This window comes from Sphingomonas sanxanigenens DSM 19645 = NX02 (genome assembly GCF_000512205.2).
In the GTDB taxonomy this organism is placed as follows: domain Bacteria; phylum Pseudomonadota; class Alphaproteobacteria; order Sphingomonadales; family Sphingomonadaceae; genus Sphingomonas_D; species Sphingomonas_D sanxanigenens.
On record NZ_CP011450.1, the window covers coordinates 1 to 23,166 of the forward strand.

Annotated in this window: 27 protein-coding genes and 2 pseudogenes; 25 read left to right on the forward strand and 4 right to left on the reverse strand. The window is 67.3% G+C overall.

The features are described 5' to 3' along the window. Window positions 1-171: 171 nt before the first annotated feature. The 18 genes from NX02_RS28660 (at window position 172) to NX02_RS28740 (ending at window position 10,576) form a co-directional block, all read left to right on the forward strand. Window positions 172-1,113, forward strand: a complete 942-nt coding sequence (locus tag NX02_RS28660; protein WP_245648925.1) for a phosphoadenosine phosphosulfate reductase domain-containing protein — start codon at window positions 172-174, stop codon at window positions 1,111-1,113. Then, window positions 1,110-1,433: a hypothetical protein gene (locus NX02_RS28665; RefSeq protein WP_047100236.1), complete on the forward strand. Its 324-nt coding sequence runs from the start codon at window positions 1,110-1,112 to the stop codon at window positions 1,431-1,433. The genes NX02_RS28660 and NX02_RS28665 overlap by 4 nt, the downstream gene beginning before the upstream one ends. A gap of 17 nt (window positions 1,434-1,450) precedes the next feature. Beyond that, a complete protein-coding gene (locus NX02_RS28670; RefSeq protein WP_047100237.1) occupies window positions 1,451-2,275 on the forward strand; it encodes a Mom family adenine methylcarbamoylation protein in 825 nt (274 codons plus the stop codon). Continuing rightward, window positions 2,268-2,540, forward strand: coding sequence for a hypothetical protein (locus NX02_RS28675; RefSeq protein ID WP_245648926.1), 273 nt, complete (start codon window positions 2,268-2,270; stop codon window positions 2,538-2,540). The genes NX02_RS28670 and NX02_RS28675 overlap by 8 nt, the downstream gene beginning before the upstream one ends. Then, entirely contained in the window at window positions 2,534-2,674 is a 141-nt protein-coding gene (locus NX02_RS33785; protein WP_245648927.1) for a hypothetical protein, read from the forward strand. The genes NX02_RS28675 and NX02_RS33785 overlap by 7 nt, the downstream gene beginning before the upstream one ends. A gap of 123 nt (window positions 2,675-2,797) precedes the next feature. Then, window positions 2,798-3,748, forward strand: coding sequence for a hypothetical protein (locus NX02_RS28680; protein WP_047100238.1), 951 nt, complete (start codon window positions 2,798-2,800; stop codon window positions 3,746-3,748). After that, window positions 3,745-4,077, forward strand: a complete 333-nt coding sequence (locus tag NX02_RS28685; protein WP_047100239.1) for a DUF3768 domain-containing protein — start codon at window positions 3,745-3,747, stop codon at window positions 4,075-4,077. The genes NX02_RS28680 and NX02_RS28685 overlap by 4 nt, the downstream gene beginning before the upstream one ends. Window positions 4,078-4,212: 135 nt before the next feature. Then, complete coding sequence (locus NX02_RS28690) at window positions 4,213-4,407, forward strand: hypothetical protein (protein ID WP_037486138.1); 195 nt, start codon at window positions 4,213-4,215, stop codon at window positions 4,405-4,407. Further along, window positions 4,404-4,733, forward strand: a complete 330-nt coding sequence (locus NX02_RS28695; protein ID WP_047100240.1) for a hypothetical protein — start codon at window positions 4,404-4,406, stop codon at window positions 4,731-4,733. The genes NX02_RS28690 and NX02_RS28695 overlap by 4 nt, the downstream gene beginning before the upstream one ends. A 140-nt stretch (window positions 4,734-4,873) precedes the next feature. Further along, a complete protein-coding gene (locus NX02_RS28700; RefSeq protein WP_047100241.1) occupies window positions 4,874-5,362 on the forward strand; it encodes a hypothetical protein in 489 nt (162 codons plus the stop codon). Then, window positions 5,352-6,050: a hypothetical protein gene (locus NX02_RS28705; RefSeq protein WP_047100242.1), complete on the forward strand. Its 699-nt coding sequence runs from the start codon at window positions 5,352-5,354 to the stop codon at window positions 6,048-6,050. The genes NX02_RS28700 and NX02_RS28705 overlap by 11 nt, the downstream gene beginning before the upstream one ends. 59 nt (window positions 6,051-6,109) lie before the next feature. Next, the gene (locus NX02_RS28710) at window positions 6,110-6,427 is read left to right on the forward strand and encodes a DUF7673 family protein (protein WP_047100439.1); all 318 of its coding nucleotides are present in this window, start codon (window positions 6,110-6,112) and stop codon (window positions 6,425-6,427) included. A gap of 137 nt (window positions 6,428-6,564) precedes the next feature. Then, on the forward strand, window positions 6,565-7,161 hold the full coding sequence (locus tag NX02_RS28715) for a Ros/MucR family transcriptional regulator (protein ID WP_425424058.1): 597 nt from the start codon (window positions 6,565-6,567) through the stop codon (window positions 7,159-7,161). A 169-nt stretch (window positions 7,162-7,330) separates the two neighbouring features. Continuing rightward, on the forward strand, window positions 7,331-7,834 hold the full coding sequence (locus NX02_RS28720) for a DUF736 domain-containing protein (protein WP_047100243.1): 504 nt from the start codon (window positions 7,331-7,333) through the stop codon (window positions 7,832-7,834). A 186-nt stretch (window positions 7,835-8,020) separates the two neighbouring features. Then, window positions 8,021-8,284, forward strand: a complete 264-nt coding sequence (locus NX02_RS28725; RefSeq protein ID WP_047100244.1) for an antitoxin — start codon at window positions 8,021-8,023, stop codon at window positions 8,282-8,284. Then, window positions 8,281-8,694: a type II toxin-antitoxin system VapC family toxin gene (locus NX02_RS28730; RefSeq protein WP_047100245.1), complete on the forward strand. Its 414-nt coding sequence runs from the start codon at window positions 8,281-8,283 to the stop codon at window positions 8,692-8,694. The genes NX02_RS28725 and NX02_RS28730 overlap by 4 nt, the downstream gene beginning before the upstream one ends. A 96-nt stretch (window positions 8,695-8,790) precedes the next feature. Beyond that, entirely contained in the window at window positions 8,791-9,993 is a 1,203-nt protein-coding gene (locus NX02_RS31100) for a YecA family protein (protein ID WP_084718393.1), read from the forward strand. A 262-nt stretch (window positions 9,994-10,255) separates the two neighbouring features. Continuing rightward, window positions 10,256-10,576: a single-stranded DNA-binding protein gene (locus NX02_RS28740; RefSeq protein ID WP_047100246.1), complete on the forward strand. Its 321-nt coding sequence runs from the start codon at window positions 10,256-10,258 to the stop codon at window positions 10,574-10,576. Between the two features lie 48 nt (window positions 10,577-10,624). Here NX02_RS28740 and NX02_RS28745 read toward each other — a convergent pair whose 3' ends face one another. Continuing rightward, window positions 10,625-11,005: a hypothetical protein gene (locus tag NX02_RS28745; RefSeq protein WP_047100247.1), complete on the reverse strand. Its 381-nt coding sequence runs from the start codon at window positions 11,003-11,005 to the stop codon at window positions 10,625-10,627. A gap of 826 nt (window positions 11,006-11,831) precedes the next feature. Between NX02_RS28745 and NX02_RS28750 the strand changes: the two genes are divergently transcribed. Together NX02_RS28750 and NX02_RS28755 are read left to right on the forward strand one after the other, a co-directional pair. After that, window positions 11,832-12,809, forward strand: coding sequence for a DUF2493 domain-containing protein (locus tag NX02_RS28750; protein WP_030541261.1), 978 nt, complete (start codon window positions 11,832-11,834; stop codon window positions 12,807-12,809). Window positions 12,810-12,998: 189 nt separating this feature from the next. Continuing rightward, window positions 12,999-13,577, forward strand: coding sequence for a hypothetical protein (locus tag NX02_RS28755; RefSeq protein ID WP_042469249.1), 579 nt, complete (start codon window positions 12,999-13,001; stop codon window positions 13,575-13,577). A gap of 87 nt (window positions 13,578-13,664) precedes the next feature. Here the strand turns inward: NX02_RS28755 and NX02_RS32900 are convergent, their stop codons facing one another. Then, the gene (locus tag NX02_RS32900) at window positions 13,665-13,841 is read right to left on the reverse strand and encodes a hypothetical protein (protein WP_158014290.1); all 177 of its coding nucleotides are present in this window, start codon (window positions 13,839-13,841) and stop codon (window positions 13,665-13,667) included. 675 nt (window positions 13,842-14,516) lie between these two features. Here NX02_RS32900 and NX02_RS28760 point away from each other — a divergent pair. Beyond that, window positions 14,517-14,741, forward strand: a complete 225-nt coding sequence (locus tag NX02_RS28760; protein WP_047100248.1) for a hypothetical protein — start codon at window positions 14,517-14,519, stop codon at window positions 14,739-14,741. 114 nt (window positions 14,742-14,855) lie between these two features. Here the strand turns inward: NX02_RS28760 and NX02_RS28765 are convergent, their stop codons facing one another. Beyond that, window positions 14,856-15,062, reverse strand: coding sequence for a hypothetical protein (locus NX02_RS28765; protein ID WP_425424059.1), 207 nt, complete (start codon window positions 15,060-15,062; stop codon window positions 14,856-14,858). Window positions 15,063-15,734: 672 nt separating this feature from the next. Between NX02_RS28765 and NX02_RS28770 the strand changes: the two genes are divergently transcribed. Genes NX02_RS28770 through mobF form a run of 3 tightly spaced genes read left to right on the forward strand, consistent with a single transcriptional unit; the run spans window position 15,735 to window position 21,369 of the window. After that, window positions 15,735-16,022 carry a hypothetical protein gene (locus NX02_RS28770; RefSeq protein ID WP_030541282.1) on the forward strand — a complete coding sequence of 96 codons (288 nt, stop codon included), beginning with the start codon at window positions 15,735-15,737 and terminating at the stop codon, window positions 16,020-16,022. Further along, window positions 16,012-18,318 carry a type IV secretion system DNA-binding domain-containing protein gene (locus tag NX02_RS28775; RefSeq protein WP_047100249.1) on the forward strand — a complete coding sequence of 769 codons (2,307 nt, stop codon included), beginning with the start codon at window positions 16,012-16,014 and terminating at the stop codon, window positions 18,316-18,318. Before NX02_RS28770 ends, NX02_RS28775 begins: the two co-directional genes overlap by 11 nt. A gap of 3 nt (window positions 18,319-18,321) precedes the next feature. Beyond that, window positions 18,322-21,369 carry a MobF family relaxase gene (mobF, locus tag NX02_RS28780; RefSeq protein ID WP_047100250.1) on the forward strand — a complete coding sequence of 1,016 codons (3,048 nt, stop codon included), beginning with the start codon at window positions 18,322-18,324 and terminating at the stop codon, window positions 21,367-21,369. A 54-nt stretch (window positions 21,370-21,423) separates the two neighbouring features. On the opposite strand, the pseudogene NX02_RS28785 reads toward mobF, so the two are convergent. Continuing rightward, window positions 21,424-22,272: pseudogene (locus NX02_RS28785) on the reverse strand (IS3 family transposase); the annotation flags it as partial. Here NX02_RS28785 and NX02_RS28790 point away from each other — a divergent pair. Next, a pseudogene (locus NX02_RS28790) lies at window positions 22,257-23,120 on the forward strand (IS3 family transposase); the annotation flags it as partial. The pseudogenes NX02_RS28785 and NX02_RS28790 overlap by 16 nt on opposite strands. Window positions 23,121-23,166: the final 46 nt, after the last annotated feature.

The window sequence follows — 23,166 nt, forward strand, 5'->3', positions numbered from 1 at the left end:
TATCCGGCCGTCCCCGGCCTGCCGGACATCGCCATCACTTCCGAGATCGTCGCCGCGATCCGCGCCGGCGCCTGGATCGTCTTCAACCTCTCAGGCGGCAAGGACTCGAGCGCGGCCCTGTTCGCGGTCAACCTTCAACTCGATTCACTCGGCCATCCGCGGGCGCGGCGGATGGCGATCCATGCCGATCTTGGCCGCGCCGAATGGGATTCGACCCCCGATACCGTCGCGCGCATAGCCGCCAGCGCCGGCGTGCCGCTGACGGTCGTGCACCGGGCGGCCGGCGACTTGGTCGACCGCTGGATCCAGCGGTTCGGAAGCGGCAAGCGCCGCTACGAGGCGCTCGAGATCTACAACCTGATTGGTCCCTGGTCGTCGGCGTCGCTCCGCTTCTGCCAATCCGAGATGAAGGCGGCCGTAATCGGTCCGGCGATCGCCAGAATGCTGCGAGGCCAGCAGATCATCTCCGTTCTGGGCCTGCGCCGCGACGAAAGCCACAACCGCGCCGCCACCCCGATCGCCAAGGCCGATCTTCACTATGCCAAGGCCGGGAACCGGCACGGCACCGCGATCACCCTCTGGCACCCGATCGCGCATTGGAACAGCGAAGAAGTATTTCGTGCTCACGGCGCGCTCGGCATCACCCTGCACGAGGCCTATTCGATATGGGGCGCAACGCGCCTCTCGTGCCGCTACTGCATCTTCGCCTCGCTTCACGACCTGTCGGCTTCTGCCGCAGCCCCGGCGAACACCGAGGTTTATCGCGAGCTCGTCGGCATCGAGGCGCGATCGACCTTTCCATTCCAGCCGACACGCTGGCTCGCCGACATCGCACCGCATTTGTTGAGCGGCGGGCTCCGCGCGGACGTCGAACGCGCCAAGGCCGACCAGCTCGAGCGCCGGCATCTCGAGGCCTCGATGCCGGCAGGCCTCAGATACGTCAAAGGCTGGCCTCCGCGGATGCCCACCCTCGCCGAGGCCGATGACATCGCCGCGGCACGGCGGCCCATCCTTGCGCGCCACAGGCTCGAGAACCGCTATCCGACCGGATCAGCCGTCCAAGCGCGCTTTGCAGAGCTGAGGGTCGCGGCCGGGCGGCAGATGTCGTCGTGAGGACGATCGATGCCGCCGTCGGCTCCTTCCGGATCATCGCCCGCATCGAGGACCCGCCGCCCCTCGGCTGGCGCTTCTGGACGCTTGCCGGCTTTTCGGGCGATCCACTGGATCCGAGCCCCTATGGCGGCTCGCGCTGCCTCGCGCTCACCGTCGTCGACATCGACGGCAGCGACCGCTGGCTCTGTGCGATGGAGCTCGACCACAGCTTCCGCCTGCTGTGTGCTCACGATCTCTTCCCCTGCCCGAGCCAGGCGGGCGCGGGCGCCTTCGCCAACGCGATCATCGCCCGCCACGCCCGCCAGCGCGCGCTCCTCTGACCGACGGATTCTGACCCATGCAGACCGACCGCAGCCAGCGCTGGCGCGAACGGCGCGCTCTGTGGGCGCGCGATCTCACTCTGATCGATCCCGGCGCCTACAGCGTCGATGTCATCGATCACGCGGACGCGCGCGCCTTCATCGCGCAGCACCATTATCTGCCTCGCTATCCGGCCGCGCAGCTTGCGGTGGGGCTGTTCGCGCGCAAGGGCGCGCTCGAAGGCGTCGCCGTTTTCGCTGTTCCGACCACCGGCGCCGTCATCTCGCGCCACACCGGGTTTGACGATCCTCGCCGCGGCTGCGTCCTCGCGCGCCTCATTCTGACCGACGCCGTGCCCCAGAACGGCGAGAGCTTCTTTGTCGCGCGGGCCTTTCGCCACCTGCGCCGGGAACGGCCTGGGATCGAGGCGGTGGTAACCTACAGCGATCCAGGGGCGGGCCATATCGGCCGCGTCTATTGCGCGCTCTCAGCCGCGCACCGCGCGGTCACGAAGCCGCGATCGGTCCTTCGGGTCGGCAACATCACGATCTCGGGGCGCACGCTGTCCAAGATACGCCTGGGCGAGCAGGGCCATGCCGGCGCAATCGATCAGCTCGTCTCGCTGGGGGTCCCGAGGCCGCGCATCGGCGAGGAACCGCGAAGCTGGCTGTGGCGGCTCCAGCGCGAGCGCCATCTCGTCACGCATCAGCAGGCTGGGCTGTTCGCCTATTGCTTTGAGCTGACGCGCGAGGCCCGCCGCCGCGGCCCCACCCTTCCGCGCCTGCCGTATCCCAAGGCCCTTCCGCCGCGCAACGCGCTGCTTCCGCTCATTTGGCCTGATCAGGAGACCCTCCATGGCTGACATCACGCAGCTGCCCGTCATGACCGCGGCCGATGCCGAAAGCATCGGCTTCGCCCGCTTCAACGACGTGCCGACGCTCCCGATCGACATCCCCGACGGCAACTTCACGATCAGCGCCAAGACCACCGACGGTCGTCGGATCACGTTCTCTTCGGCGAATACAAGCGCGGCTGCCCGCCAAGCTTCGTCGACATCCAATATCACGACAAAGGGACACGCATCGCCAACGCGAACGGCGGTACGTCACCGACCTTCGACATGCTGACGATCGGCCTGGGCGGCCGGAACCTCTTCGACAGCCGCAAGCTCGGACCCGACGACAAGCCCTCGATCGCCGTGATCCTGATGGGCGAACCGACGTCCCGGCACCCCGCCACGACACGGCCGCCGGATAACTGACGAGGCCCGGCTTTCGAGAGGCGGCCCGAAGACACCCGCCTCCGGCGCAGCCGCATCGGACAAGCGAGGGGAGGGGGGCCTTGAGTTTGGCGGCATTCAGCCGCGTTCAAGCCCGAGGCCCCTATGATCACCTCTGCCACGCTGAGGCCGGTCGACACCATCATGGTGTGCGCGCCGCCGCCGGTCGTCCTCGCCTATGGCATCGGCGTCGACTCCACGGCCCTGCTCGTCGAACTCGAATCGCGGGGAGAGCGGCCGGACCTGGTTCTCACCGCCGATCCCGGCGCCGAGAAGCCTGATACCTACGAATACCAGAAGTTGATCGCGGCGTGGATGGCCGCGCGGCGCATCCCTTATGAGGTGGTCCGCTACGTGCCGCAGCGCTTCAAGCACTGGCCACCCTATTACTCGATCCTGGCCAACGTGCTCACCAATGCGACGCTCCCCAGCATCAGCCTCGGCCGGCATAGCTGTTCTCTCAAGTGGAAGGTCGCGCCGCAGGACGCCTACCTCAAGCAATGGGCGCCGGCCCAGACCGCGTGGCAGCGAGGCCAGAAGGTCGTTCGGCTGATCGGCTACGATGCCTCGCCTGCCGACACGCGTCGCTACGCGCATGTGTCCGCGCTGAACGATCCGCTGTTTGAGTGCCGCTATCCGCTGCGCGAGTGGAACTGGAACCGCGACCGGTGCGCCGCGCGTATCGAGCAGGCCGGACTTCCGATCCCTCCGAAATCGAGCTGCTTCTTCTGCGGGGCCATCCAGCCGGACGAAGTACGGGCGCTGCCAACCTGGTGCCTCAGGCTGATCGTGCTCATCGAGGCGCGCGCGGAGCCTCGGCTGCGCACCGTCGAGGGGCTCTGGCGGCGTTCAACCAGGACAAAGCCCGGCAGGATCACCGACTTCATCCGCGGCGAGCGGCTGCTCCCGGCCGCCGAGATCCAAGCCATTCGCCGCGATGCGCCCACCGATCTCATCCGGTTCCAGGATGCAGCGAGCATCGTGCCGCTTTCCGAGCAGCCGACGATGGAAGCCTGGATCGAGACCTTCAACGCTGGCCTGATGGAGGCTGCATGACCGACCAGCTATCCCGCATCGCCGAACTCAACGACCGCTGCCGGCACGGCCTCGATCCGACTGCCCGCGTCGTCATCACTGCGGCTTGCCTCGCCGCATTCGCCGGCGAGCTCTCCGCCCAGGCCGAGCTGCTCTCGGCGATCCGAGGTTACGCATTCACGCGCGACGATGGCCCGGAACGCTCTCGCGGGGAGTTCACCGTCCGTGGCCAGGCCGTCCATTTCGCGATCGACTATTACGACCGCGCGCTGGAATGGGGATCGGAAGACCCTGGCGATCCGCACGTCACCACGCGAGTCATGACGATCATGCTGCCCGAGGACGACTGAACCTGGGGAAAGGGAAGGGGGGAGCGGGTCGGGGCAGTAGGCGCGTAAATGCAAGTCGGACTCTACCCTGCAAACGCCCCGCGCCCGCTGCAGACGCGCCTTTCCGCATCCATCGTCCATCCAAGGGAGAAGCCCATGCGCCGGATCGCCTCCGCCACGCCCGCTGACGGGCACGCCATTGCGATAGCCGTTGAGCGGCTGCGCGAAGCACGTACCTTGCTTCGCCAGGCCGGAGCGCGTCAGGCTGCGTCGGCCGCCGGCAAGGCGATCAGCAGCGCCGAAGGCGCGGCGCGCCATGTCCAGCATCGCATCCGGAGGACGATGGAATGAGCCGTCACGACCTTCAGCCCAAGCCGGACCGCCCAGACGTCGTCCGCGCGACGGTCGGATGGGACCGGCCGCTTCAGACCTTCTTCGCGCAAGTCTTCTTTCGCACCGAAGACGAGCCCGCAGAAGGCGAGCCCCTCGTCTGGATCGGCACGGAGCCGGGCGAACTCCTCTCCGCCGAGGCCGCGATCGCCGTTGTCGCGCCTCATGCCATCATTCCTCCCGATCTCCACCGGCAGCTCACTGCCGATATGCAGTCGTCCATCGGCGTCGAGGATGGCAGCCAGCAAGTCGCCGCCAAGCGCTACCTGTTCGGCTCGACTCACTGAAGCTGCAATCAGACAGGTGCCGGCGCGGCCGAGCCGCTGCCGCCACGATCCTTTCCAAGGCTCGATCATCACCGGTCCCGCGATCACCGCGCGGTGGCCGAACGTGCGCGCTGCGCCGCGCCCAACCAGAGGAGACCATCATGGCCGACCGGGTATCCGCCTCCATCGTCATCGGCGGCGCGCTTGACGCTCCCGCCTTCGCAGAACTTGCCGAGCTCATCGCCGCCGAGCGCCTTGCCGTCGAGTGGGACGGCGATCCGTTCGAGCCGGAACATCGCGTCGACGGCGAGCCGCTTCGCCTGTTTGCGCACGAAGTCGCAGGCGGTCGCTTCGAGGAGATCGAGGACTGGTGCGTGATGCATCGCGTCCCCTTCGTACGCTGGTGCGGGGGCTATTCCGGGCAGTGGGGACCCGAGCGCGTCGTCGCCATCGGCGACGGCAAGGCGGTGTCCTATGCTGTCACCGAGGACGACGAGGTTGTTATCAGCCGCAGCACCATCGCGGCGCTTGGCTCGCTCGATGCGATCTTCGCTCATTTCGATGCAGCGGAATTCGTAGTGCCGGCGCTCGTCGTTGCGGATGCCGCTCCCGCGCTCCCCCCGACTGCGGGAGCGCACCATGTCCAATAGCTACACCAAGGCGGCGTTCGACCTGACCGTCACCGTCGCCGAGGCCGACATGCTACGCCGGGTCATCGCCGCGGTGGATCTGATCGACGGCACCGAGGCCGGGAGCGACGTTCGCGACGCGCATTATGCCAGCCTTGGCAAGGACTTCGCCCACCTATTCCCGCGCGGCGACGAGGACCCGTTTGGGGGATTGCTCGACCTCTTTGAGGATCCGCAATATCCCTATGTCGATTTCCATGTCGCGTTTAACGAGGCCGACCAGCTCGGCCAGGTGCTCGTGACCTTCTCCGGCGAGCAGTTCGGAATCGATGTCGCGGCCAGGCTGATCCAACGTTGCGCGCGCTCGGCGCTGCCCTTCGGGTTCGAATGGGCGTCGGATTGCGACAGGCTGCGGGTCGGGGAGTTCGGCGGCGGCTATGTCGTCATTACTGAACACCGCATCAGCTATGGCCACACGACCCAACTTCTCGATCGCGCAATTGCCCGCGCGCGCGACGAAGGCGTCGATGGATTCGTCCTCGCGATCCGCGATCCGCAGCACGGGCTCAGCTTCTGGAACGACGATACCGGCTTTGACCGATTGTCGCGCGCGCGGGTCTTCAGCGAAGCCGAGGCCGCGAACCATGACGTGCCGCTCGCGCACGACCAGCCCGAATGGCTGGCGATGCCGGAGCCCCTGCGCCTCTGATCCGAACGTCGCGATTGCGCGATCGACACAGACGTATAGCATCGCCGCCGGAGATGCCGATGACTTCGATACCCACCGATCACGACGCGATGCTGGCGGCGCTGACCCGGCTGATACCGATCGCGATGAGCGATACTGGCCAGTCGCGCCGGGTCGCGAACTTCCTGATGGCGTGGTGGAACGGGCCGGAACTCGGCCATTTCGAGATCGCCGACCTGTTCGGGCTGGATGTCGCTGTCGCCAACGACATTGCGACCATCGTCGGCTATCTCGGACAACGCCCCGGCGCCATCTACATCGACGCCCTCGGTTTCGCCGAGGAGATGCAGGATATCATCGCGCTCTGGGGCAAGCCGGTCTCGACTTCGGCGACCTGACCGGGCGCCAGCACCCGAATTTTTCGGACCGAGGCCGCCACAGACACCCCAGGGGCGCCAAACCTTGCGCGGCATTCATCGCGCGCCATAACGGACGTCGTCGGGCGAAGATCGCCAGGCGTATCCTTTCGTGGGAGGTGCGGTTGCCGGAAGAGAACAACCTTGTCGCGATGACGATCGAAGTCGTCGCAAGCTACGTGGCGCACAATAATATCCGACCCGAAGACGTGCCGGACTTCATCGCCAAGACCCACGCTGCGATCGCCGGCATCGCCAAGGAACCCGAAACACCCGCCGAAGAGACACCGGCAGCCCAGTCCGAGTTCACGCCGGCCGTCTCCGTGCGCAAGAGCCTCGCCTCGCCTGATCACATTCTCTCGATGATCGACGGCAAGCCCTACAAGTCGCTGAAGCGACATCTCAGCGGCCACGGCCTGACCCCTGCCGAATACCGCGCCCGCTATGGCCTCAAATCCGACTATCCGATGGTGGCGCCCGGTTACTCGGCGCAGCGGCGCGAGGTAGCCAAGCGTCTCGGCCTGGGTCGCAAGCGGCAGGAGCCCATAGCGCCCGCCGAGGCACCACCGCCATCAGGTGACGCCGCGCCCGCTCCGCAACCGAAGCCCCGCGCCCGCCGCGCCAAGGCCGAGGACCCGTCCCCCGCCCAGGCCGGCGCCAAGACACCGCGGCGGCGCAAGCGGGAACCCGCAGACGCTGGCGCAGTCGAGGCCTGAGGGTTCGGGCCGAGGCACCTGCGACGACGGTACGATCCCGACGGCGCCGAAGAGGCGCTCGTCGGAGCGGCGCTGACGCGCCTTACTCGGCCGAACGGCCGAGGAGCTGAGTGGGTGAGAGAGAGTGTTCGGACAAGGGGTTCGAGCGCTCAATCTCAGGAGACTTCCCATGAACATCGGCACCATCACCCAGAACGCCAGCGGCACCTACACCGGCAAGATCTCGACGCTCACCGTCGCGATCGTGATCGCGCTTCGGACGGTCCAGTCGACCAACCCGCGCGCGCCCAAGTTCGAAATCCTCGCACTGTCGGCCGCCCGCCAGTGGGTGCAGGTCGGCGCGCTTTTCGAGTTCGCCTCCAACTCGACCGGCGAGACCTTCCTCAACGGCAAGATCGAGGATCCGAGCCTCGACAAGCCGCTCTACATCTCGGCGTTCCGCCAGGAGGATGGCTCCTACAACATCGTCTGGTCGCGTCCCACCCGCCGCCGCGAGGCGCCCACCGACACGGTCGCGACCGACGACGGCCTGCCGCCGCTGCCGGGGACCGAGCAGCCGGCCGCGCCCGTGGGAACCGACGGTCTGGGTGAGTCCTCCGCCGAAGGCGCGTTCGGCGGCAGCGAGCCCGCGCCGGGCGGCCGCCGGCGCCGCACGCCCGAGATGGCGGACTGATTGCCGCCAACCGATTGGCGCGCAGCTGCTCTGCGCGCCGGCGCCACGACAGGGCCTGCTTCGCCTCACCGCGAAGCCGGCCCTTTTTTTGCCAGCGTGCGAGGACGTTCTCTGCCCCTCGGCAACACATCATTGAACAAATCCGTCCGGTGATGTATATGCCAATGTATATGCAAGGAGTCTGCCGTGACACCCGATCATGAAGCAACGGTCACCAGAGAAGCGAAGCTGTTCCGCAACAACAAGAGCCAGGCAGTGCGCATCCCGGCCGATTTCGAGCTGCCTGGGGACCGGGTCATGATCCACCGGGAGGGAGATCGACTGGTCATCGAGCCGATCCGCCGCCGAAACATCGTCGAGGTCCTTGCGAGCCTCGAACCCCTTGGCCCCGAGGATGAATTCCCGGACATCGACAGCACCTTGCTTCCGGCCAAGGCCATCGAATTGTGACCCAGCTCTACATGCTCGATACCAACATCGTGTCGGAACTCGCGCGAAACCCGCACGGCGCCGTAGCCACCCGGATCGCGCAAGTCGGTGCCGATTCGATTTGCGTCAGCATCATCACCGCGGCCGAGCTGCGCTACGGCTGCGCGAAGAAGGGGTCCCCCAGGCTCCTGGCCCAAATGGAGGCGATCCTCGGCAGCGTGTCCGTGCTTGCGCTCGATGTCCCGGCGGACACTGAATATGGCGGTATCCGAGCCGAGCTGGAGAGCGCGGGCAAACCCATCGGGCCCAACGACCTCTTCATCGCGGCTCATGCCTATGCGCTCGGCGCCACATTGGTGACCGCCAACATCGGCGAGTTCTCCCGCGTCCGGGCCCTCAAGGTGGAGAATTGGCTGAGCGACGTCCATTGAGGCGTTCGCACCGAGTGACGATAGCTCCCCAAAGTCGCCGGTCCTCGCCGTCTGCCCGGCACGCCGTCCAACCCTGTTCCGCTCAACCTCCAAGACATGCCGATCCAACCGCCTCCCGCTCCGCACCCCTCGCTGTTCATGCCCCTGAACCGGCCGCCCCGCGTACACCGCCTGCCGAAGATCGGCCGCAACGACCCGTGCTGGTGCGGATCGGGCAGGAAGTTCAAAGCGTGTCACGACGGGCGTGAGCGGCTGCCGCAATTCAACCACCACCATGTTGCCGAGGCGTTCCGCAAGGAGCTGCGCCGACGCTACTGCTCCTATGCCGGCGAGGCCGGCGAGCCATGTGGCGCCGAAATCATCGGCGCCCACACCGTTCAGAAGGAAGGCGGGCTGCGCGCGATCTCGCGCGCTGGGAAGGTCTATTCCCTTATCGCGACGATGGGCGGGCTCGAGAAGAATGGTGGCCGCCTCGACCCGCGGCTGGTGGGCATCGGCGACGCTTCGGTCTTCCCGGGCTTCTGCTCGACCCATGACAACGATCTCTTCAAGCCGATCGAGGACAAGGACTGCGCGATCGGCGCCTGGGAGGCGCTGCTTTTCGCCTATCGCGCGGTGTCGTTCGAAGCCTTCTTCAAGCGCGCCATGCTTGCGGTGGCGCCGCTCTTCGCACGGTTGGACGAGGGCCTGCCCGTCGAGGACCAGGAACTCGCCCAGAACATGGCGCGCCATTTCCATCACGGCGCTCTCGCGGGCGAGGCCGGCACGCGCGCCCGGAAGGCAGCCTATGACGCGCGGGTCCGAGCCCGGGACGTGAACGGCTTCTCCTATGCCTGGACACGCTTCGACGGGCTCCTGCCACTGGTCTGCTGCGGCGCGTTCCTACCCGACAATGATCTGACCGGCCGCCCGCTCCAACGACTTGCCCATGGCACGGGTCCGTTCGAGCAGGTCACGCTCAACATCACATCCTATGGCGGCCAGTCGGTCATCGTCTTCGGGTGGACCGGCGGGCCCGAGGGCCCGGCGGAGCGCTTCGTGCGGTCCTACCAGAACCTCGGGGACGATGACCGCGCCGCCGCCGCGGTCCGCCTTGGTCTCGAATATCTCGAAAACAGCTATCTGAGCCCGGCCTGGTGGGACGCACTGACCAGCGTCGATCGCCGCCGTCTCGTCCGCCATTCGGTCGAGACCCACGGTCCGCGTTCGGCGGCCGTCTCGCTCGGACTGCGCCAGCCAGTCCCCCATCTGCGCCTCCGCGTCATCGACCGGGGCGGAAGCCTGCCGACCTCGGTCTGAGCCGCCGGCCGGCGGTCAGTCGTCGCAGGGGCGCCGCGTCCCCAGGGCGCCGCGGCCTTCCTCCGCCTGTTCCTGCCACCTGCGGCGAGACAGGCCCGCCCCGCAACCCCTGCCGGTCGCCCGTGTTGCCGCTATCGCGGCTGCCCGCGCCAGCTCCCTTCAGGAGTTCCCCTCCGCTCGCGCTCCGGTGCGGAGCGGGCCTGCACGCCGCTCCCCGGTGGCACCGGCGGAAAGGCCGCTGGACCCAACAAGGAGCATCGCCATGAACAACGTCAACATCGCCGGCCGGGTCGCCAAGGATCCCGACGCCCGCGGCAGCGTCACGACCCTCATCGTCGCGACCGATCGCGTGAAGCTCAGGGACGGGAAGACCTATGTCGACGAGGCGACCGGCTATACCGCCAAGGAAACCGAGTTCCACAAGGTCACCTGCTTCAACGGCCTCGGCAAGGCGGCGGCGTCGCGCGAGAAGGGCAATGTCGTCGCAGTGACCGGCCGGCTGCATTATTCGAGCTGGGAAGACCGCGACGGTATCACTCGCTACGGTTGCGAGATCATCGCGGACAAGCTCGACTTCTTCTGAGCGCATGCCGGACGGCGCTCCGGCGCCGTCCGGATCGGTCGAGCCCCGCTACCGCGCGTCAGCGTCAACGGGCGGCGCGAGCGGCGACACCGCGTTCGCATAGACCCACGCTCGGGCAAGCTGGCCGGTGAGCGGATCGCGATACATCACCAGGCGCCAGCGCCCCTGCCGCCTCTCGATCGCCAGCACCATTCCGTCGGGCGCCTTCAGCACCACGGCGCCCGCGCGCCGCGGTTCGCGCCGAAACGTCGCATCCCGGCTCAGCTCGGCCCTTGGAAGGTCCGCGACATAGGCTTCGTCCGCGCGCGCCTCGGCCTCGTGATAGCGACGTGTCTCTTGTTGAAGCGCCTCCGCCTTCTGGTTCAACGCGGCGAACGCCGCTTTCTCCTCGGGCGACTGATCAGGATGGAGGGCGGCGGTCGCCAGCAACAGGCCGAGGATTGCAGGCCGCTCGAGAGGCGACGCTGGTCGTCGAGCAACCCTGCGCTCCGGTCGACGATGCTGCGCGCGGCTTCAGAGATCGACAGCGCCCAGGCACTGCTGGTGAGCTGCCGGAAATCGCGCTGGTGCCGACGATCCCGCTCCAGCACATCGAGGACGCCGCGATAGGGAGCGCCGAAGTCCCGAGCCAGCCGCTTCGAACGTCGGCCGCCTCCCGGATAGCCTGGCCGGCGGTGCCGGCGCCGAGCAACTCGCGATGGCGCCGGGCGCGCTCGCGCTCCTCGCGCAGGAGGCGCTCGACGCTGCTCTCGGGAAAGCCAAAACGGATCCTTCATGCGCGCGATCCTGTCAGATCATCCCCATCCGCGCGACCGGCAATCGCCGCACCAGAGCATCCGCTGGAGGGCGGCGCATCCCGGCCCTTCGCGCTGCTCAGGCCGGGACCGGCGCTCTACTCGCCTCCGGCTCCCGGAGCCCCGCGATGCGCGGGTCTCCGCCCTTCGGGTGACGATCACCTTGCGGGGGGCCTGGCTGCACCGTGGTGACCAAAAATCTCTCTCTCTGACTTCCTAGATATGACGTGCGGGGATTCGAGCCCGTCAAGGATGAGCGGTTCCCCCAATTTTCACGAGCCCGCAACGCCCGCTACGCGTCCGCTCCGCGCCCGAGAAAATCGGCTCCCCCGCTCCCCGCTGGCGCGGCGTTAACCGGGGTCCGGCTGCGCCGGCTTCCCGGTTAACGTCCCTGACTGCCCCGACCGCCGCACGTCGAAGGGGAAGCCTCATCGAGTGGATGAGATCCAACGGAGGCTATCATGCAGACCACTTTCACCAACTTCGCCGACCTCGCCAGCCACATCGCGGCAAGCCGAGAGAACGAGGAGCTGACGCAGACCTACGACGGCGCGTTCATCGAGCCGAACGAGATGGCGAAGCTCAGCATCGTCGACGCGCCGGAGGCACTCGACATGCCCGATCCCGAGCAGGTCCGGGCCGCCGTCGACATGATGATGCAGACGATGTTCGATGTCCTTCGCGACACGCGCATGGAGCCCTTCGCGAACGATCTCGCCTGGGGGTTCGCCAACAGCTTCCATGTCGTCGCCAAGCGGATCGAAGGGCGCGAGGACGATGCCGCCAAGAAGCTCGGCGAACTCGCCCGCAACTACGATCCGTCCGAGATCTACGCGACCGAACTGGAGGACACGCAGCTGCTCTGCCAGACCCTCCAGGGGTGCCGCGAGGCAATGGAATGCATGCGCGATCACGCCGCCGAGGTGTACCGCGTCGAGACCGGCAAGCCCTTCTCGCCGGTCCGCGGCAGCAGGGTCTCCAGCGCCCTCAACGCCTCGATGATCGACGCCCGTGACTATCTCGCGTCGCGCGCGCGGGAACGCCGTGAGCAGTTCGCACCCGAGGGTCCCGTAGTGGCCTTCTCCGGCGGGCAGGTCTGGGAGGATGCCGACCTCCTGTGGAACGGCCTCGACAGCATCAAGGCCCGCATCCCCGAGATGATCCTCGCGACAACCGCGCAGGCCAAGGGCTGCGATGCGGTGGCACACGCCTGGGCGGCATCGCGCGGCGTCAAGGTCATCCAGTTCCGTCTCGACCGCAGCCAGGGCAACCGCGCGGCCTTCGTCCGGAACGACCGCATCCTCGGCCTGAAGCCGGTCGAGGCGGTCATCTGCGAGGGCTCGGGCATCCAGCAGAACCTCGCCCAGAAGCTGCGCCAGGCAGGCGTGCCGCTGCACATCGTCCGGCTCGCCCACCAGCGCACCGCACGGCGGGCGTGAAGCCCTCGCGGAGAGGCTCCGGCCACGGCCGGGGCCTCTCCTCCTTTTGCTGCGTCAAGGGCGGCGCTCGGGGGCATCGAGCCCCCTCGCGCCGCGAGGAGCCGGCGCCGACGCGCAGCCGACCTGCAGACCCGCGAGGCGGCCAAGGGGAGAGGGATTGAGTGGGAGCGTTCAACAGGGGAGGACGAGATGTCCATCACGTTTCGCATCGCCACCGCCGCTGACGACGAGGCCCGCCCGATGGCGGTCATTGCCGCGCGCCAGCTCGCCGCCTTTCGCACCTTCCTGCGCGGCGAGGGCGAGCGTATCGGCGCCGTGCTGCTCGACCCGGATGCTCCCGAGGACGCGTTCCTCTCCTACCGCTTCGAGGCTCGCGTCTGCCCGCTCGCACTGGCGTCAATCGCCCGCCTCTTCGACTATGCCGCGGACGTCATTACCGTGGTCGAGGAAGCACAGTTCCGCGGGCGGCGCGTCAGCGTCTTTCGCGACGAGGCGGCTGGCACGATCAACCTGACCGTGGCGCTCACCACCGACATGGCGCTTGAACTCGACCTCGCCTCGAACAACGCGTTCGCGCTGCTCGAGAGCCTCGGCCTCGGCGCAGAAAGCGTGGGCGAGACCGCGATCGAGACCATCCGGGAACGCCTCGCCAGCCCGGCCGTCCGGCGGCACGCGGCCGAGCAGGGCGTAGCCCACCATATCGAACGGCTCGAGCGCCTTGTCGCGGCGGCGGCTCCCGACGAATCCTGCCGGCTGGAATGGGCCTAGCCTCCACCCAGAACCGGTCGCCAGGCGGGGCGCGCCAGCTCGCTGGCGCGCCCTCACCGCCTCCGAAAGCCAGGCCTCTCACCCGCGTCAGGATGCGGCCGCATGATCCATCTGCGGAGCCCGCTTCAGCACTGCATCCACGGCGTCGCGGAGGTGCGCGGCAGCCTTGTCCTCGTCCGCCGCTTCCAGCCACTCCAGCGCCTGCCGCATCAGCGCGAGCGCCATCGCTTTCTGGAGCGTCGGGTCCGTGTCGAGATCGTCCATTTCGATTGCCCGGGCGCACCTGATCCCAGCGGTCGCGTCGGAGCGCCCCGTCCAACGAACTCCCGCGCGCTGGGCGCGGGAGCCGGGGCTGGTAACACGTCGAGACATGCGCCTACGCTTTTAGTGCCGGGGCACCTGGACATATGCGCAGGCACCCCGGCGTGAGACCACACCGAGTTGCCGTTCTCGACGGGATTACCAGTCCCGGCGCTGCCGCTCTGCAGCGCCCCTGCGGACTAACATAGGCATATCGGCGAACCAACCCGCGACTGCTCGCCGGCTGTTTGCGCCCCCCGGTCAATGATGGTTGGGCGCGCCCGCGCGGCGGCCCCAAGATCGATCAGATCTCGCGGTCCCGCCGCACGTGGCCGGACCATTCCCGCGTGTCAAATCGACCGCCGCGGTCGAGGGTGCTCACGCCGGCCGTCGCGCCCGGATCAGAGGATGAAATCTCTCACAGACTTCCCAGTGTGTCGTTGAGGGAGACGCCGCGTCAAGAATGAGCGGTGCCCCCAATTTTGCCGCGGCCTGCGCTCCGCTTCGCTCCACTCCGACCACGACAAAATCGGCACCCCCGCTCCCCGCTTCGCGGCTCCGGCTTCGCCTCCGTTCCTGACCCGGCGTCTCCCTCAACGACGGCCATTCCCCTGTCATTCAAGACGACAGGAGGCTCCAATGCAGATCAACCCGACCAGCGCCCACAACGATACCGCCGCCTACCTCGCCGCCCTCGCATACGCCGAGCGCCGCGCACTCCACAGCTTCTTCGACCAGCACGTCATCGAGGACGATACGCGGGTCTACATCGCCATCGATGAGGGCGACTATGGCGCGCTGCCGATGGCGCTCATCGACCGAGTGGTGCACACGGTCCCGGGCGGCATGTCCGACGAGTTCTGAAACGACAGGGAGGGGCGGAAACGCCTCTCCCTTTTTTTGCTGCCGGGGCATACGGGCATGAGGGGCATCGAGCCCCCCATGCCCGTGCCGCGACTGCGTCGCGGCGGGTCCGGCTCAGGCCGCGAGCCGCCGCTCCACTTCCTCGATTCCGAGCGCCTTGATACGTTTGGTCAGCGCTTCCAGGCGAGAGGCGGGGAGCCTGAGCAACCCTGCCTTCTCGATAGTCCTGATCGCCTCCTCGCGTTCGCGTTTCGCGAGCTGCTCGCGGCGCTCCGCCAACCGGCGCTCCTCTTCCTCGAGCGCCTGTCGTTCCTGTTCCAAAGTCCGTGCCATAAGGGCCTCGCTGTTCAAAGCTGATCGGGCCGTGAACGCGGCCTATTGTTGAAGCGCCTTGATCACGCATTCAAGGGGCTTGGCATGTTTCGGGCGGCTCGGCGGCACCTTCCGGCGCCGCCGCACGGGCTCTACTCGCGTGTCGAAGACACGCTCACGAAGCCCGCGCGCGCCGTCTTCGCCCATTCGGGTGACGATCCTTGCCGATCGGGTTCGGCCTTCATATCCGAGCCGCGGACGTTCCGGACAGCTGGCGACGCAGGCCGCAGCTTCCCACTTTCGCGCCAGCCGTTCGCGGCGGCGCCGGTTCCGCGCGACGCGCGGCTCCATTCCCGGCCGGAGCCGGGACCCACCCCTGAACGACGATCACCAGGACCGCCCGGGGACCTGGAGCAATCCTGATAGATTCTAGCACACCCTACGCACCTAGCGGTGCAAGTTTCCGGGGTATGTCAATGGCTTACGAGCAATCTGGTGAGTGCCACGCCGTGGGACAGTTCGGCGCTCAGGTCCGATCCCAGCTATTCCAATGGCTTAGGCGTCCCACGCGGTCACACGCAGTCCGTGCGACGGCAATACCCTTTGCGCTGAGTGCGGCGATCGACTATAAGGCTCGTCGCCTCTTTCAATCCCCACCAGCCTCTCTGCTAGGAGGCTGGTTTGTCCACTACCAGGCATTGCACGGTTCGGCTGAACCGCCAGCAGCACGATCGCATCCTCGCGCTCGCTACCGAGCAGAATTGCAATCCGTCGGAGGTGATCCGGGCGGCCGTTGATGCCTATCTCGGCACCGCCACGCTCCTCACGTCAAGCCATCGCCGGCTCGCGCGCATCAGCGAGTTCATGCAGCTTGCGCTCGACGTCATCATCAGCGAGCAATATCCCGAGTTCCGCGACCGGATCATCGCCAACGCCGACAAGCGCCTGGAGCAATACCATGGCGCGTAACGACATCCGCACCGACGGCCGGCCGATCCCGCTGACCCACCATTCCGCACGCGGAAAAGTCCAACGCAACTCGGGCAATTTCACCCGCGGCAGCCAGCTCCTGACCCACGAGCTGCTGATGTGGTTCGCCGGCGCAAAACTTCCCTTCGTCGTCTGGTTCTTCGTGTTCCTCGCGGCCTGGTTCGTGATCATGTCGCTCAAACTGGACGAGCACGGCTTCCAACTCGTCTGCATGAAGATCTACGCCATGCTCTGGGACTGGGTCGGCTTCGACCCGACGAAGCGCGTCAACGTCAGGCTTCCGAGCGGCGAACTCCACCGCACGATCATGGCCGTGGTCCCGTTGATGCCCGAGGTCCAGCGGGCCTGGAGCATCGCCATGCGCGGCCTTCTCGGCGCACTGCTTTTCTCGGTGTTCCTCACCATTCCCCTGTCGATCTGGTTCGTCGATCTCTCGCGTCGCCGTGGCAAGACGATCCTGCAGGAGCGGCACGAGCGCGGCGCTATGCTGGTCGATCGCGAGGTCCTCGTTGCCGAGGTCTCGCAGCATAACGCGGCCGCCTTCGAGATGGACGTGCGCAAATGCGTCCCGGGCCAGTCGCCCAAGCGGGTGCTCGCGCTTCCCTTCACGGCGCGCAAGCGCGCCGGAATCCACCATCCCTACACGCTCGCCGGCATCCCCTTTCCGCACCGGATGGAGCAGTCGCACACCATGCTGATCGGTACGACCGGCTCGGGCAAGACCACCGAGCTCCGGAGCCTCGTCCGGCAGATGCGCGAGCGTCAGGACAGCGCCGTGATCTTCGACCTGACCGGTGCCTATGTGGAGGCCTTCTACGACCCGGCACGTGACACGATCCTCAATCCGATGGACCGTCGCTGCCCTGCATGGTCGATCTTCTCGGACTGCCGCACGCACAGCGAGTTCACCGCCGCCGCCGCCGCTCTCATCCCCGCCGATGGCGGCTCGTCCGAGCCTTTCTGGGCGCTCGCAGCGCGGACCCTGTTCATCGAGATGTGCATCCGCTTGGTCGAGCGGGGCCAGACGACCAACCTGGCGCTCTCCGAGAACCTGATGACCGCCGATCTGAAGCGGGTCCATCGCTTCCTCCAGAACACGATCGCCGACCCGCTGACCGCGCCCGAAGCGGCGCGCATGGCGGAGTCGATCCGCGCCGTCTTCAACACCAATGCGCAGGTCCTGCGCTTCCTTCCCGACACGGGCGAGCCGTTCTCGATCCGGGACTGGATCACCGGCGAGAAGCAGCCCGGGTCGATCCTCTTCATCACCTCCAACTACGTCGATCTGCCCATGAACCGGGCGCTGCTGACGCTTTGGATGGACCTCGCGATCAACCGCCTCATGACAATGCCGCGCACGCGCGAGTTGCGGACCTGGTTCATGTTCGACGAGCTCGGCGCGCTGCACAAGCTGCCGGCAATCGAGAACGGCCTTCAGACCGCGCGCGCGTTCGGCGGCGCCATGATCCTCGGCATTCACAGCTTCGAGAAACTGATTGAGGTTTATGGCGAGCAAGGCGCCCGCAACCTCGCCTCGCTGGCACGTTCCAAGCTGATCCTTGCGACGGCCGATCTCGACACCGCCGAGCAGTGCGCGCGCTACATCGGCAATCGCGAAGTGCGGCAGATGGATGAAGCCTATAGCTATGGCTACAACAACACCCGCGACGCCTCGACACTGACTCCCAGGAAGCAGGTCGAGCCGCTCGTGATCGCGGATGACATCACGAACCTGCCGTCGATGCACGGCTTCGTGAAGTTCCCCGACGGCTTCCCCGCCGCGCGCATCCAACTCCTCTGGAAGGACTATCCCCAGGTCGCCGAGGGCTTCCTGCCGCGACCCGACCTTCAGCCGGTCCGGTCAAGGCGCGGAGAGGAGGTGTTCGACGATGGCGGGGAGGGCGACGCGGGCGGGCGGGATGGCGCCGGCCAGGTCGTGGAAGGGGCCGTCGAGCCGGTCAACATCGCCAAGGATTTGGCCGCGCGGATCCTTTCCGCGGAGGCCACGGAGGAGCACAACCAAGCAAGCCGCCCGCCAGCCGAGCGCACCGAGAATCGCGGCGAGGAGCAAGCTCCGCGCGCGCACGCCGCCGATCGGGCGCAGGCGGTCCGCAATGCGCCCGATCAGGCGCAGGCGCCAACGGAAGGCCGTGACGATCGCCGCGAGAGTCGCGCTGGCCGAACGGCGCCCACGCCCGAGGATCAGACGCTCGCCGAATTGCGGCAGGACTTCTCCGCGAGCCGCGATCATGACGGCGCAGACATGGGAATCTGACCCATGCTCTCGGTCGCATCGGTCCGTTCCGCGTCCGGCGCCGCCGGCTATTTCGCGAAGGACGACTATTACACGGTCGAAGGCTCGTCGGAGATCATCGCCTGGGGCGGGGAAGGTTCCGCCGCGCTCGGCCTTTCGGGCGAGGTGTCGAAGGAGGCATTCGAGGGCGTTCTCAACGGCATCTTGCCGGGCGGCGAGGCCGTCGCCCAGGTCGAGAACCGGCGGGCCGGAGTCGATCTCACCTTTTCGGCCCCGAAATCCGTTTCGGTGCTCGCCTATGTCGCCGGCGACAAGCGCATCCTCGGTCCCGACGGCGCCAACATGAAAGCCGTGACCCGCGCAATGGCCTGGGTAGAGAGCAACCTCGCCGAGGGGCGCAAGGACATCGAAGGCCGCAAGGTTCCGATGCGGAGCGGGAACCTCGTCTACGCGCTCTTCCAACACGACACGAGCCGCGCCCTCGACCCGCAGGCCCATGTCCACGCCGTCATCGCCAACCTGACCAAAATGCCCGACGGCAAGTGGCAGGCGCTCCACGCAGACAAGATCTGGTCGAACAACTCCGTGATCGGCTCGATCTACCATGCCTTCCTGCGCGAGGAGCTCGAGAAGCTCGGCTACCAGGTGGAGCTCAAGGGCAAGCACGGCACGTTCGAGATCGCCGGCGTGCCCAAGCCGGTGCTCGACGCGTTCAGCCAGCGCCGCGAGGCGATACTCGAAAAGGCGGCCGAGCTCGGCATTGTATCGGCCAAGGGGCGGGACGGCGTCACCACCAACACGCGCGATCCCAAGCTCAACGTCGAGGACCGGGAGGCGCTGCGGCAGGATTGGATCGACAAGGCGGCGGCACTCGGGTTCGACGGCAAATCGCTCCTGGACGCAGCTCTGGCGCGATCGGCGCAACGCGACCCAGGCAGCGCGCTCGAGCGCGGCTACCGCGCGGTCTCGGATGCAGTTTCAGCGGCATGGGACAAGCTGGGATCTGTCCTGCGCCCGCATGATCCTCTCGTCGACCGCGGGCTGGGGCGGGTGACGGCCTTGCCGGCCGAAGCGCGCGCGCAACTGGCTGTCGCCTCTGCCGTCCGGATGCTCTCCGAGCGCGAGGCTGCCTTCAGCGTCCACCAGCTCGGCAAGACCGCGCTCGATCTCGGCCTCAAGGGCGTGACCGTGGATCATGTCGAGCGGCGGATCGAGCAACTCGTCGGGCGGGGGCAGCTGATCGCGGGCGAGGCGCGGATCGGCGACACGCGGCCCCGGCTGGTCACCACCCAGGAAGCGCTTCGCACCGAGGAGCGGATCCTGGACGCGGTTCAGGAAGGCAGGGGGCGCGCCTCGCCCGTCCTCGCCCCGCAGGACGCGCCACACCGGCTCCAGGCGGCGGCTGACAGGGAGCTCAACGCCGGCCAGCTCGGCGCGGCGGCGCTGATCCTGTCCTCCAACGACAGGACTGTCGTGATCCAGGGCATCGCCGGGGCCGGTAAGTCGACCATGCTGCAGGCGGTCGCGCGCGTCGCGCAAGCCGAGGGCCGCGCTGTCACGGGCCTTGCCTTCCAGAACAAGATGGTCGCCGATCTCGCGGAAGGGGCGGGCATCAAGTCCCAGACGATCGCCTCGTTCATCCTCGCCAACGAGCGCCACGTTCAGGCCGGGGGCCCCGCATACGACGAAGCCCGCGCCGCGCTCGCCGGCTCGATGCTCATCGTCGATGAGACCTCGATGGTCTCGTCCGACGACATGCTCACGCTCCACCAGATCGCCGCCGCGCTCGGCGTCGACAAGCTCGTCTTCGTGGGCGACCGCCAGCAGCTCTCTTCAATCGACGCCGGCAAGTCGTTCGCGCTCATCCAGGCGGGTGGAGGCACGATGGCGCGAATGGACGAGAATATCCGGCAGCGCACGGATCAGCTCCGCACCGTCGCGGCGCTTGCCAACCTCGGCGAAGCGTCCAAAGCGATGAAGGTGCTGGGCGAAAGCGTCGTCGAGCATCAGAGTCCGGCGCTCCATGCGGCCGAGATGTGGCTCGGCCTTTCCGCCGCCGATCGCGAGGCGACGGCCGTGTTCGCGTCGGGGCGCGCGGCGCGAGCGGTCATCAACCAGCGGATCCAGGACGGCCTCGCCACCGAAGGCAGCGTGCGAGGGGAGGGCATCCACCTCACGGTGTACGAGCGCGTCAACACCACGCGCGAGGAGCTGCGCTATGTGGCCACCTATCAGGCCGGGCAGACGCTCGAGGTCGGCCGCGGCGGCGGCCAGGACGTCGGCCTGGCCGCTGGCCGCTATGACGTCGCCAGGGTCCACCCGAACGGCAAGGTCGACCTGAAGCTCGGCAACCGGTCCATACGCTTTGATCCGCAGAAGCTGTCGCCGACCGAAAAGCGCGACCGGCTGCAGCTCAGCGAGAAAAAGGATCTCCACCTGCGTGAGGGCGACCGCATCCGCTGGACCGCCAACGACAAGGAACGCGGGCTCCACAACTCGGCGCTGGCGCGGGTGCTCGCGGTCGACGCCGAGGGCGTGACCGTCGAGACCGCCGGCAAGGAGCGGCTGACGCTCGATCTCGGCGACCCGATGCTGTCGCGGCTCGACCTTGCCTACTCGCTCAACATGCACATGGCGCAGGGCATCACGACCGACAAGGCGATCACCGTCATGTCGAGCCAGGAGCGCAATCTCTCCAACCAGCGCCTGTTCAATGTCGGAGTCACGCGCGTGCGCGATGAGCTCACGATGGTGGTCGACGACAAGGAGAAGCTCGAGCGCCAGCTCGACAACAATCCGGGCAACAAGTCGTCGGCACTCGAAACCGTCGGTCGCCTCGACGTTGATCACGAACGCACACGCGGCAAGAGCAGCGGACCCCGCGAGAAGCTTCATGTCGGTCCGGTCGACCTGGCGGACCTGCCGCCGTTGCCGGGTGAGCTGCCGTCCCCGGCCCACACGCAAGGCGCCGCCGCCGCTGCCGGCGCTTCCAAGTCACCGCCCGACCTCAAGCCGGACCGTGGCGACGCTCTGCCGCCGCTGCCGGAACGGAGCCTGGGGCTCGACCTGTGAAGACCGGCCGGCCGGACGCCGGAGCTTGATGATGGATGACCTGCCACGGGACTTTCATCCAGCTCTGATTAGAGCCTCGGCGATAGTGGTTATGCCTTTCGGTGGCTTGTTTGCAATGGGGTCAGGCATGCCTGACCCCATTGCAAAGATCGTTTCGGCGTAGCCGGCCGGGGTCTGGTATCCGATCGAGGAGTGAGGTCGGCAGGTGTTGTAATCCTCTGCCCACTCCCGGATCACGGCGCGGGCGTGGTCGAGGCCATGGAACAACGTCTCGTTCAACAGCTCGTCGCGCATCCGCCCGTTGAAGGATTCCACGTAGCCGTTCTGCATCGGCTTTCCCGGAGCGATGTAGTGCCACTCGATCCCGTAATCCTTGCACCAAGTCAGGATCGCATTGGCGGTGAACTCGGTCCCATTGTCGCTGACGATCAGCCCCGGCTTGCCGCGCCAGGCGATGATGTCGGTCAGCTCGCGCGCCACGCGGCGTCCCGAGATCGATGTGTCGGGGATCGCTGCAAGGCACTCCCGGGTCACGTCATCGACGATGTTGAGCACCCGGAACCGCCTGCCGCAGGCGAACTGGTCGTGGATGAAGTCCAGGCTCCAGCGGGCATTAGGCCGAGCCTCCACGAGGAGCGGTGCTCGTGTGCCAACGGCCCGGCGCCGGGCCCGACGCTTGCGCACGCCGAGCCCCTCTTCCCGATAGAGACGGTAGACGCGGTTGATGCCCGAAGGCTCGCCCTCCCGCCGCAACAGGATGTGCAGCCGGCGACAACCGAAACGGCGCCGCTCGTTGGCAAGCTCGCGCAAGCGGGCGCGCAGCTCCACCTCCGGCGGTCGCCGGGACTGGTAGTGAACGCTCTTGCGATCCGCTTCGATGACACGGCACGCCCGCCGCTCAGCGGAAGGCTGTTGAGAATGCTCGGCAGCTGTTCGGCATCAGCGAGCGTCGGGCATGTACCATCTTTGGCGTGGATAGGACGTCGGTGCGCTACGCGCCCCGGCGTAGTGATGATGGCGACCTGCGGTCGCGGTTACGGGAGATCGCGGCCGAGCGTCGGCGCTTTGGCTACCGTCGGCTTGGGATCATGCTGGCCCGCGAGGGGCTGGTCATGAACCACAAGAAGCTGCTGCGGCTGTACCGCGAGGAGAACCTGCGGGTCAGGCGCCGGCGTGGCCGCAAGCGAGCGATGGGCACCCGAGCGCCTATGACGCTGCCCCAGGGACCGAACCAGCGGTGGAGCCTCGACTTCGTCAGCGACACGCTGATCAGCGGCCGGCGCATCCGCATCCTGGCGGTGGTCGACGACTTCACGCGCGAGTGCCTGGCGCTGGTGGTCGACACCTCGCTGTCAGGTGCGCGGGTCGCCCGCGAGCTCGACGCCGTCATCGCTGTGCGCGGTGTGCCGCCGCTGATGATCGTCAGCGACAACGGCACCGAGCTGACCAGCCTGGCGATCCTGAGATGGACGCAGGAGCGACCTGTCGAGTGGCACTACATCGCGCCGGGCAAGCCGCAGCAGAACGGCTACGTCGAGAGCTTCAACGGTCGTCTGCGCGACGAATGCCTCAACGAGACGCTGTTCGTGTCGCTCGGCCACGCCCGCTCGGTGCTGCGGCTCTGGCGAGACGACTACAACCATGTGCGCCCGCATAGCGGTGTTGGCGGGCTGACGCCCGCCGATGCTGCCAGGCGGGTTGCGCAACCCCGCCCCGAGGGGCACCATAACAACCCCGGACTCCAGTTATGACTGGTAGAGCTTTGGGGAGCATGTCACACTCAACTTAATTTCGGAT